This window comes from Paenisporosarcina quisquiliarum, from assembly GCF_027563315.1.
Lineage (GTDB): Bacteria > Bacillota > Bacilli > Bacillales_A > Planococcaceae > Paenisporosarcina > Paenisporosarcina quisquiliarum.
In genome coordinates, this window is sequence record NZ_JAMKBJ010000001.1 from 319,068 (window position 1) to 333,570 (window position 14,503).

13 protein-coding genes are annotated in these 14,503 nt (G+C 38.2%); 9 read left to right on the forward strand and 4 right to left on the reverse strand.

Features of this window, described 5'->3' with window-relative positions:
- Window positions 1-216: 216 nt before the first annotated feature.
- The 6 genes from M9R32_RS01590 to M9R32_RS01615 all read left to right on the forward strand — a co-directional run bounded on the left by M9R32_RS01590 (window position 217) and on the right by M9R32_RS01615 (window position 8,625).
- Complete coding sequence (locus tag M9R32_RS01590; protein ID WP_269924983.1) at window positions 217-3,024, forward strand: 2-oxoglutarate dehydrogenase E1 component; 2,808 nt, start codon at window positions 217-219, stop codon at window positions 3,022-3,024.
- Window positions 3,025-3,052: 28 nt separating this feature from the next.
- Window positions 3,053-4,321 carry a 2-oxoglutarate dehydrogenase complex dihydrolipoyllysine-residue succinyltransferase gene (odhB, locus tag M9R32_RS01595; RefSeq protein WP_269924984.1) on the forward strand — a complete coding sequence of 423 codons (1,269 nt, stop codon included), beginning with the start codon at window positions 3,053-3,055 and terminating at the stop codon, window positions 4,319-4,321.
- A 330-nt stretch (window positions 4,322-4,651) separates the two neighbouring features.
- Window positions 4,652-4,849, forward strand: a complete 198-nt coding sequence (locus M9R32_RS01600; RefSeq protein WP_269924985.1) for a DUF6501 family protein — start codon at window positions 4,652-4,654, stop codon at window positions 4,847-4,849.
- Window positions 4,850-5,038: 189 nt separating this feature from the next.
- A complete protein-coding gene (locus tag M9R32_RS01605; RefSeq protein ID WP_269924986.1) occupies window positions 5,039-5,908 on the forward strand; it encodes an AAA family ATPase in 870 nt (289 codons plus the stop codon).
- A gap of 10 nt (window positions 5,909-5,918) precedes the next feature.
- Window positions 5,919-7,811: a vWA domain-containing protein gene (locus M9R32_RS01610; protein ID WP_269924987.1), complete on the forward strand. Its 1,893-nt coding sequence runs from the start codon at window positions 5,919-5,921 to the stop codon at window positions 7,809-7,811.
- A 40-nt stretch (window positions 7,812-7,851) separates the two neighbouring features.
- Window positions 7,852-8,625, forward strand: a complete 774-nt coding sequence (locus tag M9R32_RS01615) for an SDR family oxidoreductase (protein ID WP_269924988.1) — start codon at window positions 7,852-7,854, stop codon at window positions 8,623-8,625.
- Between the two features lie 14 nt (window positions 8,626-8,639).
- Here the strand turns inward: M9R32_RS01615 and M9R32_RS01620 are convergent, their stop codons facing one another.
- Both M9R32_RS01620 and M9R32_RS01625 read right to left on the reverse strand, forming a co-directional pair.
- Complete coding sequence (locus M9R32_RS01620) at window positions 8,640-9,824, reverse strand: toxic anion resistance protein (protein WP_269924989.1); 1,185 nt, start codon at window positions 9,822-9,824, stop codon at window positions 8,640-8,642.
- Entirely contained in the window at window positions 9,799-10,473 is a 675-nt protein-coding gene (locus M9R32_RS01625; protein WP_269924990.1) for a 5-bromo-4-chloroindolyl phosphate hydrolysis family protein, read from the reverse strand. Before M9R32_RS01625 ends, M9R32_RS01620 begins: the two co-directional genes overlap by 26 nt.
- Before the next feature lie 233 nt (window positions 10,474-10,706).
- Between M9R32_RS01625 and M9R32_RS01630 the strand changes: the two genes are divergently transcribed.
- Together M9R32_RS01630 and M9R32_RS01635 are read left to right on the forward strand one after the other, a co-directional pair.
- Window positions 10,707-11,000, forward strand: coding sequence for a DUF1033 family protein (locus M9R32_RS01630; protein WP_269924991.1), 294 nt, complete (start codon window positions 10,707-10,709; stop codon window positions 10,998-11,000).
- Between the two features lie 215 nt (window positions 11,001-11,215).
- Window positions 11,216-11,416, forward strand: a complete 201-nt coding sequence (locus M9R32_RS01635; protein WP_016427303.1) for a cold-shock protein — start codon at window positions 11,216-11,218, stop codon at window positions 11,414-11,416.
- Between the two features lie 53 nt (window positions 11,417-11,469).
- On the opposite strand, the gene M9R32_RS01640 is transcribed toward M9R32_RS01635, so the two are convergent.
- A complete protein-coding gene (locus M9R32_RS01640; protein WP_269924992.1) occupies window positions 11,470-12,144 on the reverse strand; it encodes a hypothetical protein in 675 nt (224 codons plus the stop codon).
- Between the two features lie 107 nt (window positions 12,145-12,251).
- On the opposite strand from M9R32_RS01640, the gene M9R32_RS01645 reads away from it, so the two are divergent.
- Window positions 12,252-12,734: a YkvA family protein gene (locus M9R32_RS01645; RefSeq protein ID WP_269924993.1), complete on the forward strand. Its 483-nt coding sequence runs from the start codon at window positions 12,252-12,254 to the stop codon at window positions 12,732-12,734.
- Between the two features lie 37 nt (window positions 12,735-12,771).
- Here M9R32_RS01645 and M9R32_RS01650 read toward each other — a convergent pair whose 3' ends face one another.
- Entirely contained in the window at window positions 12,772-14,379 is a 1,608-nt protein-coding gene (locus M9R32_RS01650) for an ABC-F family ATP-binding cassette domain-containing protein (protein ID WP_269924994.1), read from the reverse strand.
- Window positions 14,380-14,503 lie beyond the last annotated feature (124 nt).

Sequence of the window (14,503 nt, forward strand, 5' to 3'; positions counted from 1 at the left end):
TGTCGAGTTATTTCGACTTAACGAAAAAGTTTGCTTAATTTACTAAAAAGCATTGTATTTTCCTATCAGAGTAGTAAGATTGAAATGGAAAAAATGTTCTGCCATTTGCATTGCGTTCGATTCCTTTGATATCAAGAACTAACGTGATAAAATAATGTAGATTGTATTAAATAGAAATAGGAAATGCCGCTTGGCAAAAGTTGGAGGGTTTTCTAAATGTCAAAAAACGGGACACCGAACGGGTCACCATGGACTAAACTATCAGGTCCGAATTTAGGTTATGTATTAGAAATGTACGATTTGTTCATGCAATCACCAGAATCTGTTGATGCAGAACTAGGTGAACTATTTAAACAATATGGCGCTCCATCTACAGATGAAAATATGGTCGATTTCTCTGCAGCAGGTCAAGTTGATCCGAACCATTTAGGTAAAGTTTTGGCAGCTGTACAATTAGCAGATGCTATTCGTGCACATGGTCATTTAGCAGCGGATATTTATCCATTAAATGATCGACCTAAAGATTCAACAAGATTGGATCCTTCATCTTATGGATTAACGGAGTCTGATCTTATAGAAATTCCGGCTTCTTTATTAATGAAAAATGCACCAAAGGATATTCAAAATGGATTGCAAGTGATTGAGCATCTGAAATCATTCTATACGGATAAAATTGCGTATGAGTTTGCTCATATCATCAATCCACAAGAACGTCAGTGGATTCAATCAAAAATTGAATCTTCATCTATGAAATTAACTTTATCGACAGAAGAACGCAAAGCATTGTTAAAACGATTATCTGAAATTGAAGGATTTGAAAAATTCATCCACCGTACTTTTGTTGGTGCAAAACGATTTTCAATTGAAGGGCTGGATACATTAGTCGTCCTGCTTGATGAATTAGTGCGTCAATCCGAGAAACAAAAAACGAAGCAGATTCTAATCGGTATGGCTCATCGTGGACGTTTAAATGTCTTAACACACATTATCAATAAACCATATGACATGATGTTTGCTGATTTTGCACATGTTCCAAATGAATCATTCTTGCCAAAAGATGATTCTTTGAAAATTACCACTGGTTGGTTTGGCGATGTGAAGTACCACATGGGTGCTACTCATACTGCAAAATCAGGTTTGAAAGTTAAACTTGCTTATAACCCTTCACATCTTGAAGTTGTAAGTCCGATCGTTACAGGTCAAACACGTGCAGCTCAAGAAGAAACGACTAAAACTGGTGTACCTTCTCAAAATTCAAAAGCTGCTTATTCCGTGTTAATTCATGGGGATGCTGCTTTCCCTGGTCAAGGTATCGTTACGGAGACGCTAAACTATAGCCGTATCCGTGGATTCCAAACAGGTGGATCAATTCATATCATCGCCAACAACATGATTGGATTCACAACTGAATATTACGATTCACGTTCAACACATTATTCTTCGGACCCTGCGAAGGGCTTTGAAGTACCAGTTGTACATGTTAACGCTGACGATGTTGAAGCAGTAATTGCAGTTGCGCGTCTTGCATTTGAATATCGTGAGCAGTTCGGCAAAGACATCCTAATCGATTTAATCGGTTACCGTCGTTTCGGTCACAACGAAATGGATGAGCCGTTAGTTACAAACCCAACGATGTACCACGCTATTCACAAACACCCTACAGTGCGTGCATTATACGGTAAGCAACTAGTTACTGAAAAAGTAGTGGCAGAAGATGAAGTGAAGAAACTTGAAACTGAAGTACAAAAAACAATGCAGGCTGCATATGACCGCGTAAAAGAAGTGCCACATGCAGAACACCAGGATATTGTAATTCCGGAAGTCGTGTTAAATGGTTATCCGGAAGTTCCTACAGGTGTGAAAGAAGAAACACTTGTGAAAATGAATGCTGAACTATTATCATGGCCTTCAGACTTTTCAGCATTTAAGAAACTTGAAAAAATTCTTAAACGTCGTGAAGAACCTTTCAAAGGAAAAGGGAAAATCGATTGGGCTCATGCTGAAACTCTGGCATTTGGTTCGATTATCCAAGAGGGCAATCCAATCCGTTTGACTGGTCAAGATGCACAGCGTGGAACATTCGCACACAGACATCTTGTGTTGCATGATGAAAAAACAGGAGCTGAACTGGTTCCTTTACACCACATTTCGGATGCTAAAGCATCGTTCGTTGTTTACAACAGTCCATTGACTGAAGCAGCGGTTCTAGGTTACGAATTTGGTTATAACTTAGAAAACGAAAAAGCGTTAGTCATTTGGGAAGCGCAATACGGGGATTTTGCAAACATGGCGCAAGTTATGTTCGACCAGTTTATTTCCGCAAGTCGTTCAAAATGGGGTCAAAAATCAGGGTTGGTTATGTTACTCCCACATGCTTATGAAGGTCAAGGACCCGAGCATTCAAGTGCTCGTCTAGAACGTTATTTGCAAATGGCTGGAGAAAATAACTGGACAGTTGCAAATCTATCAAGTGCTGCGAACTATTTCCATATTTTACGTCGACAAGCAAAAATGCTTGGAGAAGAGACGATGAGACCTTTAATAATTGTGTCGCCTAAATCATTGCTTCGTCATCCTCTTGTAGGGGCTGCAGTTGAAGACCTTACAACTGGTCAGTTTGAAACTGTTCTCGAACAACCAGGTCTTGGCGAGCAAACAGATAAAGTGGAGAGAATTTTACTAGCAAGTGGTAAGATGGCGATTGATTTAGCTGATAAAGTAAAAGATGGCAAAGATTTCGACCATCTTCACTTAATTAAAGTTGAACAATTATATCCATTCCCATCTGAAAAAATTCAAGCAATTGTAGAACGTTATCCAAATGCGAAAGAAATCGCTTGGGTACAGGAAGAGCCACAAAATATGGGTTCTTGGACATTTGCTGATCCATATTTACGTGATTTAGCTGGAACGAAGAGTGTCAGATATATTGGCCGTGTTAAACGTTCAAGTCCAGCTGAGGGCGATGGTGAAACACATAAAATTGAACAATCCCGCATTATTGAAGAAGCGGTTTCACGTTAAAACCGATTGATTAGAGGAGGAAAATATAGTGGCAGAAATTAAAGTACCCGAATTAGCAGAATCGATTACAGAAGGAACAATCGCACAATGGTTGAAACAACCGGGCGATACAGTTGAAAAAGGTGAATTCATTGTTGAACTTGAAACAGATAAAGTAAACGTTGAAGTCATTTCAGAAGAAGCAGGAGTAGTTCAAGAACTACTTGCTGCTGAAGGAGATACAGTTGAAGTTGGGCAAGTAATCGCTGTTGTTGGTGAAGCTTCTGGTAGCTCGACGAAGAGCCCAGTTGAAGCAGATCCTGCGGAAGCTGACGCGCCAGTAAAAGATGTAGAAGCAGCTCCTAAACAACAAGCGGCGGCTCCGGCTCCTGTTGCTAAAGAAGAATCTTCTTCTACAGAGCGCACAATCGCTAGCCCAGCTGCACGCAAACTTGCTCGTGAAAAAGGAATTGATTTACAAGCCGTATCAACTGTTGATCCGATGGGTCGTGTACGCGTTCAAGACGTTGAAGCACATTCGAATGCTCCTAAACAAGCGCCTGCAGCACCTGCAGCACCAGCGGCTCCAAAAGCAGCTCCTGCACCAAAAGCAGCAGATGACCGTGTGAAACGCGAGAAAATGTCTCGTCGTCGTCAAACAATCGCTAACCGTTTGTTAGAAGTTAAGCAATCAACTGCGATGTTGACTACATTCAACGAAATCGATATGACAAACGTTATGGCTTTACGTTCTCGTAAAAAAGATAAATTCTTTGAAGATCATGATGTTCGTTTAGGCTTCATGTCATTCTTCACGAAAGCTGTTACTTCTGCACTTAAAAAATACCCATATGTTAACGCAGAGCTTGATGGGGATGAAATCCTATTGAAACAGTTCTATGATGTAGGTATTGCGGTTTCAACTGAAGAAGGTTTGGTTGTACCAATCGTTCGTGATACTGACCGTAAAAACTTCGCAGAAATTGAAGCGACAATCGGCGAGTTAGCTAAAAAAGCTCGCGACAAAAAACTTCAAATTTCTGATATGACAGGTGGATCATTCACAATCACAAATGGTGGAGTATTCGGTTCCCTAATGTCCACACCAATTTTGAACGGTACTCAAGTAGGTATTCTTGGAATGCATACTATCCAAAAACGTCCAGTTGCAATCGGTGACGAAGTTCAAATCCGTCCGATGATGTACGTGGCTCTATCTTATGACCACCGCGTAATTGATGGAAAAGACTCAGTTGGATTCTTGAAAACTGTTAAAGAATTAATCGAAAACCCAGAAGACTTACTGTTAGAGTCTTAAGAAATAGATTGCAGCTTCGCATTGGTATGCGAAGTTGCTTTTTTGATTCTTTTTTATGAAGTGGTGGAAGAATCAGCTAGGTTGTTCAACCGATTTATAACAAGAAAACTGATTTTGTACAACCTGGAGAGCGATTCTGTCTACCTGGAATTGATATCTGTCTACCTGAAAAGCAAAACTGTCTACCTGGAGCGCAGTTCTGTCAACCTGGAGTCGAACACTATCTAGCTGTCCGTTAATAAGCTTTGGAACTGTGATGGATTATGATATTGTTGATTATCCTCAAGCGCTTGCTTATACTAGAGAGAGTAAGAATAGAGGAGATGAATCATGTTACATAATGTTTGGAAAGAGACACCTACCCTTAAAACAGTCACTTGCGTTCATACAAACGCAGCAAAATTCTCTGTATCGAATGTGCTCACTGTAGGAAAAACATATGAAGTGAAAAACGAAACAGAAGAATTTATTTTTGTTGTTGATAACACTGGTCACATCGGTGGCTTTTATAAGGAATATTTTGAATAACCGATGAATCTTTCATCGGTTTTTTCTTTTTTTCAATTAACTTTTTATCATTATATAGGAATGTCTTTTTTGTTTGCTCACAGAACATGTGCCAAGAAAATTTGTTCATCATTCCGTTTGTAATCACTAAAATGACTCTATTTCAGAAAATGGGGAGCAATATGTTCTTCTTTTAGGAGGTAAAACAATTTGAGTACACAATCACTAATATTACAATCTCAATCTACTCGTAAACAGCGAACACATTCAGAAGATCATTCAGCATTGATTGGTCGTGGTGGATATATGTCACCATTGCCACATTTATGGGAAGATTTATTACTGAGTGTCGTATTGCAAAAAAACATCTTACTTAAAGGACCATCAGGGTCAGGGAAGACGAAACTGGCTGAGTCGATTTCATCCTTTTTCGCACAACCGATGCACAGTATCAATTGCTCGGTTGATCTGGACGCTGAGGCACTTCTTGGTTTTAAAACACTCGTTCAGGAAAACGGACAAACCAATATTGATTTTGTTGAAGGACCTGTGATTCAAGCGATGAGATACGGTCATATTTTATATATCGATGAAATCAATATGGCGAAACCTGAAACTTTGCCAATCCTGCATAGTGTTCTGGATCACCGACGTATGCTGACAAATCCTTTCACTGGAGAAGTTTTGCACGCGCATAACGATTTCACTGTAATCGCAGCTATAAATGAAGGATATATCGGGACTTCGCCATTAAATGAAGCGTTAAAAAATCGTTTTATTTCTTTTGCTATTCCGTATTTGACTGGCGAGCCTCTTCGTGAACTATTCGTTCGCGAATACCCAAAAGCTTCACCGAACCTTATTAAAACCATGCTTCATCTCTCGGAAGATATGTTTATTCAAGTCCAAAATGGTTTGTTGAGTGAAGAAGCCGCTTCGATTCGCAGTCTGCTCGATGCAACAGAACTTGCTCAACACATTGATCCACTTCGAGCAATCCGATACGCCATTGCAGAAAAACTGGACGATGAAAGTGAGAAAGAATTGGTCATGGAACTCGCGAATACTTGGATTAAGTGAGGTGAGTTAAATGTCATCAGTCAACCGATTTATTCAATTCAATAACGAAACAATCAATGCAAAAAGAATGATTCAGTTGGAACAATTAGCAAGGGCTTTGAGCCGAACTCCGTATTTAACATTGACCGTTCGCAAATTGATGGAATTCCGGCCGAAAGAAGGCGCTATTTCCATAAGCCATTTTTGGCAACATCGGGATCCAGAGGTTGAACAGAACGGTCAATTGTCTGATTTGTATTTATTAACTGCTGGTTATTGGCGTCATTTTAACCTATCATCATGGAATCGGTATAAGAAAGAAGTTATGCAATTTCCACTTAAAGAATTTGCGATGCAACTTGCGTTAAGTGCAGAAGAATTTAGACTTTCCAACTTAATTCGACAAGAACGTCCTGGAACCGACAAGGCATTTTCAGTACGTGAAGATGTCTATACGACTTACCATGAACAGCAAATGAATGTAAATCTAAATAAAGGTTTTATCAGTGATAGTTTGTTTAATTATCTATACTTGTCACTTCGTAAAGGCTCACAGACCGTCATAATAAATGACGATATTCCCGGATACTTCCAAAGAATTCTTTCGAAATGGCAATTTATTTACGATGCAAAATCAACAGCCGACTGTTGCAAAATCTGTCTTGATATTCTTTATTCATTAGAAGAAGAGCTAACAAAAGATTTAACTCATACTTTCCTGACAATTCATGAAAACTTACTGTTGCTGGCTTATGAAGCTAAAGCTCAGCATCAGATTGATCAGCAAAATTCAGATGAACAACCTATACAGGATTCTATTGAAGAAATGTTCAGAGCATGGCACCGTGAAAGTGAGAAACAAGCCGGTCCACATATGGAATTTGATTTAACAAAAGGAAACAAAGGGAACACAGACAATGGGCGATTTGAAGAAGGTGACGATGCCAATGAAATTCAAAGTGAAGGTGTCGGTTCTTCTCATTCCAATAAGAAATCAAAACAAGATGCCCAAATGAATGGTAAATCCGAAAAGAAAAGTACAAAACATTCCGGTGAGCGATTCGGGGACGAGCATCAATTCGTAACCATCGAGGAAAAAAGAATCGTTCCTAAGGAGTTTTCGTCGTTAAAAAACAATATTTTAACGATTCGTGCAGAGCAAAAGCCATATGTAAAAGCATTTACAAAAGAAATGAGAAAACGAATCGATCAGAAAATGGAAAACAAACGGTCTAATTTAACTAAAGGTCGATTAACGCCAAATTTGACCTCTTTGTTAACAGAACAACGTCCTAAACCTTTTTATAAAAAAAATAATCCTTCGTTGCCATTGGATGCGGTTTTTGGACTATTGGTAGATAGCTCAGCGTCCATGATTGACAAGATGGATGAAACGAAAAAAGCGGTACTGCTGTTTCATGATGTATTGAGGGATTTAGGTATTCGTCATGATATTGTGTCTTATTATGAAGATGCCTATGAAGCTTCTGAACATGAACAGCCGAATTCATTTTTATTTTGTCATCAAGTGGAAGACGGTATAAAAGATCATGCGGCAGAGATTCTTTCACTGGAAGCACACGAAGATAATCGGGACGGATTGGCGATTCGCTGGATGGCAGAAAGACTTCATAAACGTCCTGAGAAGAATAAATTTCTTTTGCTGTTTTCTGATGGGGAACCTTCAGCTTATGGATACGCTGCAAATGGCATTGTCGATACAGCAGAAGCAGTCATTGAATCCGAGAAAAAAGGGATTCATATACTCCATTTGTATTTAAGTACGGCTCAACCAGTGGAAGAACAATTACAATTATTTAAAATGATGTTCGGTCCAAGAACCGCAACTGCGAGAAATGTCGATGAGTTTACAACACAGACATTACGACTGTTACGTCGGATGTTATTCCTGATTGTAAAATGAATCATTTATAACGAATCTCGATTTTCGGAGGTAAGTACTTATGAACCAATTACAAAATAAAATAGCTATTGTAACAGGCGCAAGCCGACTACAAGGAATCGGAGCAGCTATTCTCCGAGAACTTGCAGATGCAGGTTATGATATCTTTTTTACGTATTGGACAGAATATGATAAAAAAATGCCTTGGAGCATGAATATCGAAGAACCAGTGAAATTAAAGGAAGAGTTATTGAAGAAAGGTGTAAAAGTGTCATGTATGGAGTTGGATTTGAGCCATCCAAATGCACCTGAACAGCTCTTTATGAGAATTGAAGAAGATTTGGGTCAACCAGATATTTTGATAAATAATGCTGCCTACTCAACGAACAATGATTACTCTTCCATAACTGCAGAAGAATTGGATAAACACTATATGATTAATATTCGCGCCACAACTTTATTAAGTAGCAAGTTTGCCAAGAACTTTAAGAAGAAAACTGGAGGAAGGATAATCAATCTAACTTCCGGACAATTTCAAGGACCCATGCCTGGTGAACTTGCTTATGCCACAACAAAAGGTGCAGTTGATGCTCTTACTATTACAATGGCAGCTGAACTTGCACCTTTAGGAATTACTGTCAATGCAATCAATCCAGGTCCAACCAATACGGGATGGATGACAGAGGAAATAAAAAGCGAGTTAATAAATAAATTCCCTTTCGGTAGGATAGGGGAGCCTATTGATGTTGCAAAAGCCATAAAATTTCTTGTAAGTGACGACGCAAGTTGGATTACAGGCCAAATTATCCATTCTGAAGGTGGATTTAAGAGGTAAGAAAACCGTCCTCATTAACGAGGACGGTTTTCTTGTTCTTGATGAACGATTAATAGTCGTTGTTTTAATTGTTCTTCCATACGAGCGATCTCAACTTCGGCTGCTTTACGTTTTACGCGACCATCTGCTTGTATACGAAGCGTTTCTTCAATTGTTTGAAGTAAGTTCTCCTGAGTTTGCTTTAATGTCTCAATTTCTACAATTCCGCGCTCATTTTCTTTTGCGGTTTCAAGACTGTTGATTTTCAGCATTTCAGAGTTCTTTAACAATAAATCATTTGTTGTTTTCGTCACTTGCTTTTGAGCCTCTACAGCTTTCATTTGACGGTTAAGTGTCAATGCAATGGCAATTTGATTCTTCCACAATGGAATAGACGTCATGACGGATGATTGAATCTTCTCGGCTAACGTCTGATTCGTTTGTTGGATCATCCGAATTTGTGGCGCGCTTTGAATCGTGATTTGACGTGATAGCTGCAAATCGTATAGACGTTTCTCAAGACGGTCTAAAAATTGCGCCATATCATTTACTTCCTGATAGGCCATTTGATCTGAAGATGCCTCTGCTTTTTGACGGAGGGAGGGGATGGTTTCATTGAGAATTTCATCCCGTTTGATTTCAGCGGCTGCAATATAAATATTTAATGCCTGGAAATACGCTTTGTTTTGTTCATACAATTTATCTAGCATCTGAACATCTTCAATCAGTCCACGTTTGGAATGTTCCAGTTGGATGCCAATACGGTCAATCTGAGTGCTCAGTTTTTGATATTTTGTCATTAATTCCTGAACAGACCGGGAGACTTTGCCGAATAAGCGTTTAATTCCTGATTTTTTTTGATTGGATAATTCTTCAGGATTTAATTGACCAAGCTTGTCCATTAGGTCTTTTAAAATATCGCCGACAGGACCAATATCTTTCTTTTGCACGTGATCCAGCATTTGATGAGAAAATGAAGACAATTCCGTTTGAGCATTGGCTCCATATGTTAGAATGGCTTCATAATTACCTGCAGGAATTTGAGAAGCAAGGGCGAGTGCTTTTTGCTTTTCTTCTTCCGATAATCTATCCATGATTTTTACAGGAAGTTTCTCATTTATTGGGTCTTGTGTCATTCTTTGTGGTTGCATATCAAAAGGTGAATTCAGTAAATCATCTAAAGTTTTGGTTTGGTTAGTAGCCGATTGATTTTGTGTCATCTGGTGTTTCTCCTTTCATAAGTAAAGGTGACGCATGATTTTTCATTGAAACTTTGGCGAAGTCCAATTCCATTTTTAAGTGTTCAATGTCCGAAGACAATACTTGTCGTAAGTCTTTTTCCATCACTTGATTTAGCTCCAACAAAGTTTCACGAGTATCTTGAAGGGCTATTTGAACATCAGGTGCTTTTATTGGTTGTGATACTAGCAAGGTATACTTAGAAGTGAGTTCCACCGCAGTATCCAGATGTGCATAAAAAAATGGTTCGACTTGATAAAATTTTTTCGGATTGGTTTTAACAATTTGAAAAATACGTTTAGCTAGACGATTCATTTCAAAAAGCTGTTTAAATGCTCTGATTGAGCGCACTTTCAGGAAATATCCATTTAATTGTTTAAGTTTTGCCTGTGCTTCTTTTAACTGAATGCGGATATGTCGGTATTCAGCAAAGGTCAAACCATATTTGGAAACAATCAACCTTGATTGAACGACTTTCATTACTTGGTTGGATGCAGCGTATGTTCCAATTGCCAATAAGCCGGATACCATGAAAGGTATATTTAACCCTGATTGAAATGCGATCCAGCTACCTATAAATATGGGAAATCCGAGAAATTGTCGAATCATAAAATATTTAAAATCGATCATGTTGAAACCCTCCTTAAGAGTTCTTATATTATAACTACGGTTGAGGCAACAAAAGGTTTCATCCTTATTAAGACTAAACTTATATCAAATTTATTCCGTTATCAATCATTTCGAATTGTTTAGATGTTTATAGATGAATGAAAGGGTGAAAAGAGAAAGGAGCGAATGACTAGACGTCAGGAAATCGTTTGCTAAAATGAGAATAAGGATTGAAAGAAAAGGATGGAATAATCATGAATGAAATCATCTATATGAAAGCTGGATACGAACCTTGGTGGATGTTTTGTGGCTGGGAAGAGACCATTGTTGAAAAACAAGTATTTGCGAACGAGAAGGAAGCAAGTATTTATTTAACTTCTCTGCTTGAAAAATTCAGGAAATCTTATCCAAATGAAGCTTGTCAAAAAGGCGCATGTTGGGCATTCTGGACGGAAGATGAACAAGAGTTTTGCGAAGCATGTGACGATGATTTACAAACGTATCATGGCGTTTTATGGCTAATTAACGGGATTCCTAAACAGCTGTAAGTGACATGAAAGACTATGAAAATACAAAGAATAAAATTGACAGTTGTTGGGCAAATGATATAATATTCTTAACAATTGAAATTGTTTTACCGGAGACCTGAATTCACATAATTTCGATAGTGATCGGCGTTTGCTGGGACTGTTGACTATGTGGTTTTTTAGGTTTACAAGAAATAATCAAGATTGTTAACTTTATTTTTTTGGAGGTTTTGTTCATGAAACAAGGTACAGTAAAATGGTTTAACTCAGAAAAAGGTTTCGGTTTCATTGAAATTGAGGGAGAAAACGATGTATTCGTTCATTTCTCAGCAATCCAAGGAGATGGCTTCAAAACACTGGATGAAGGTCAAAAAGTTGAGTTCGAAGTTGTTGATGGCAACCGCGGACCACAAGCTGCTAACGTAACTAAAGTCTAATCTTACAATGTAAAAGAGGCATCCGTTTTCGGATTGCCTCTTCTTTTTTTGATTTATTCAACTGTCTCAAGTATAGAAGTCACAATGAATTCTGCATCGTTTTCCTTCATCAGAAATTCCCTTTTAACCTCACCAAAACCTTTTACTAAATATTTCCGCTGAATTGCTCCGTTGTCGTCCGTTTTTTCCAGTACAATCACATGGTTAAAAGTTTCATATGGTGTTTCTAAAGTTTGCTCAACATTCACCAATGTCCACTCATCAAAAGTCGTACCTTTTTCCAAAGGCAACTGTAAGAATGTTGAAAGGGTCGGCAGTGACTTTAGATCTTCATTGGTGGGATTAAATTGCTCATAAAATTCTCCTTGTTCTTTTATTAAATCAATTGAGTCATCAGTAATTCGATAGGTTCGGATTACGGTAGTCCCTCCGTTGTCCTCATTGATTGAAACCGTATCATCGTTATGCCATTGTGTGCGAGCTTGGTAGCTGGCATATTCATTGCCTTCACCTATATAACTAGCAACTGCTCCATCACGCATAAAGAAACTTTTAAGTTCAACCTTTTCTTCAATTGAAGTTTGGGATTCTTCCTTAACATCTTCTTGAGCTTCTTCATCTTGAGGTGCATTTACTGTGTCGGCAGGAATTTTATCTGCTGAATTTTGTCCGCAAGCACTAAATAGGAACAAAAGCATTAAGAGACCAAGATATCTGAATGGCGACATAAAGAAACCTCCAATCAAGTCATTTATACAGTAGACGAATAGAAGTGTCGAAACGTTTCAATAATCTGTTTTTTTGGTATAGTAACTGGTATGGAAGGAGAATGATTATGACGCAATATGAACTAAAACAGGAACTGCCGACACCACAAAAACAACATGACTTTTATGAAAAATTACGCGGGAAAATCACTTCTTATTTAGAATCCCACGGAAGTGCAAGCAAAATTGCACCTTATTTATTATTTGCACCGGATTTGTTTCATTTATTGACTAAATCCTTGTTGGATCAACGGATTGACGGTAAAAGCAAAGTATTAATCGGAAGTGGTATATTGTATTTTATCGCACCCATTGATGTAATACCCGAAGGTTTGATTGGACCAGGTGGATTTATGGATGACATCATCGTAGCCACGTTTGTAGTAAATATGCTATTGAATAAATTCTCTCCTGAAATATTGGAAGAACACTGGGTTGGAGATCAAAAGTTACTGGATGCCTTAAAGAAAATTTCGGAAACCAGTGATGGGTTGCTCGGTAAATTGCCTGCCCGTTCTCTTCTTGGTCGATTCATCAAAACCTCAAAATAAAAAGTGCGAAGGAGAAATCCTTCGCACTTTATCTGTATTATGATTTAATTCCTTGAGCTTCTTTCCACTCCAAAAATTCATCAAATGATAATTGTTTATCCAAGATTGATCCGTCAGGCATAATTTCAATAACACGATTGGCAATCGTTTGAATGAACTGATGGTCATGAGATGTGAAAATCATAGCGCCTTTGAATGCAATCAAACCGTTATTCAACGCTTGAATCGATTCCAAGTCTAAGTGGTTAGTCGGTTCATCCAATAGTAAAACGTTAGCATTGGCTAACATCATTTTTGAAAGCATACAACGAACTTTTTCTCCACCTGATAGTACTGCTGGTTTTTTCTTCACTTCTTCGCCAGAGAACAACATGCGTCCAAGGAACCCACGTAAGAATGTTTCACTTTCGTCATCTGGTGAATATTGACGTAACCAATCAACTAAAGAATTTTCTTTTCCAGTGAAGTATTCACTGTAGTCGATAGGGAAGTAAGAACGAGTTGTTGTGACACCCCAACGAATGGAACCTTCAATAGGTTGCACTTCTTCAGCCAATACACGTAGTAAAGATGATTTGGCAATCGGATCTCCAATTAAGATGATTTTGTCATCTTTATTTACGGAGAAATGAATGTTTTTAAATAATGTTTGGCCTTCATGTTCCATTGTAATGCCTTGGACTGATAATACATCGTTTCCGATGTCACGGCCCATTTGGAAGTTTACATATGGATATTTACGAGAAGATGGTCGGATATCGTCCAATTCGATTTTATCCAACATTTTTTTACGGGAAGTAGCTTGTTTAGACTTCGATGCATTCGCACTGAAACGTGCAATGAACGCTTGAAGTTCTTTAATTTTTTCTTCTTTTTTGCTGTTTTGGTCCTGTGACATTTTAAGAGCTAATTGACTTGATTCATACCAGAAATCATAGTTTCCGACATACACTTGAATTTTACCGAAATCAAGATCGGCAATATGTGTACATACTTTATTCAGGAAGTGACGGTCATGGGAAACAACGATAACTGTGTTTTCAAAGTTAATCAGGAATTCTTCTAACCATTGAATTGCTTTTAAGTCCAGATGGTTAGTAGGCTCATCGAGTAAAAGAACGTCTGGCTTGCCGAATAGAGCTTGTGCCAAAAGCACTTTCACTTTTTCAGAACCAGTTAAATCAGCCATTTTTTTCGTGTGGAATTCTTCACCAATTCCCAGACCTTGAAGGAGGATAGCCGCTTCGGATTCCGCTTCCCATCCATTCATATCAGCAAATTCACCTTCGAGTTCAGCTGCACGCATGCCGTCTTCATCAGAGAAATCTTCTTTCATATAAATGGCGTTCTTTTCGTTCATTACTTCATACAAACGTTTATGGCCCATCATAACTGTTTCTAAAACAGGATACTCTTCATATTCAAAGTGATTTTGTTTTAGGACAGCCATACGTTCGTTCGGGTTCATGATGACATTACCTTCTTGCGTATCAATGTCACCTGATAAAATTTTAATAAATGTAGATTTTCCAGCACCGTTTGCACCGATTAATCCGTAACAGTTACCTGGGTTGAATTTTATATTGACGTCTTCGAAAAGCTTGCGATCTCCGAAGCGTAAACTTACATTACTTACAGCAATCATGCTTGTACCTCCTTATTTTTCACAATGCTTCTATTATATCATGAATGCCTTCAAGAATGCTCAAACTTTAATAGTGGAAAATATCTCGAATTCAAGATATGATAATTTCAAGGAGGGGATACTT

Excerpts from the sequence above, each read along its gene's own strand:
- M9R32_RS01590 (WP_269924983.1), top strand. The coding sequence starts at position 217 with ATGTCAAAAAACGGGACACCGAACGGGTCACCATGGACTAAACTATCA.
- M9R32_RS01600 (WP_269924985.1), top strand. The coding sequence starts at position 4,652 with ATGTTACATAATGTTTGGAAAGAGACACCTACCCTTAAAACAGTCACT.
- M9R32_RS01610 (WP_269924987.1), top strand. The coding sequence starts at position 5,919 with ATGTCATCAGTCAACCGATTTATTCAATTCAATAACGAAACAATCAAT.
- M9R32_RS01615 (WP_269924988.1), top strand. The coding sequence starts at position 7,852 with ATGAACCAATTACAAAATAAAATAGCTATTGTAACAGGCGCAAGCCGA.
- M9R32_RS01620 (WP_269924989.1), bottom strand. The coding sequence starts at position 9,824 with ATGACACAAAATCAATCGGCTACTAACCAAACCAAAACTTTAGATGAT.
- M9R32_RS01625 (WP_269924990.1), bottom strand. The coding sequence starts at position 10,473 with ATGATCGATTTTAAATATTTTATGATTCGACAATTTCTCGGATTTCCC.
- M9R32_RS01630 (WP_269924991.1), top strand. The coding sequence starts at position 10,707 with ATGAATGAAATCATCTATATGAAAGCTGGATACGAACCTTGGTGGATG.
- M9R32_RS01635 (WP_016427303.1), top strand. The coding sequence starts at position 11,216 with ATGAAACAAGGTACAGTAAAATGGTTTAACTCAGAAAAAGGTTTCGGT.
- M9R32_RS01640 (WP_269924992.1), bottom strand. The coding sequence starts at position 12,144 with ATGTCGCCATTCAGATATCTTGGTCTCTTAATGCTTTTGTTCCTATTT.
- M9R32_RS01645 (WP_269924993.1), top strand. The coding sequence starts at position 12,252 with ATGACGCAATATGAACTAAAACAGGAACTGCCGACACCACAAAAACAA.
- M9R32_RS01650 (WP_269924994.1), bottom strand. The coding sequence starts at position 14,379 with ATGATTGCTGTAAGTAATGTAAGTTTACGCTTCGGAGATCGCAAGCTT.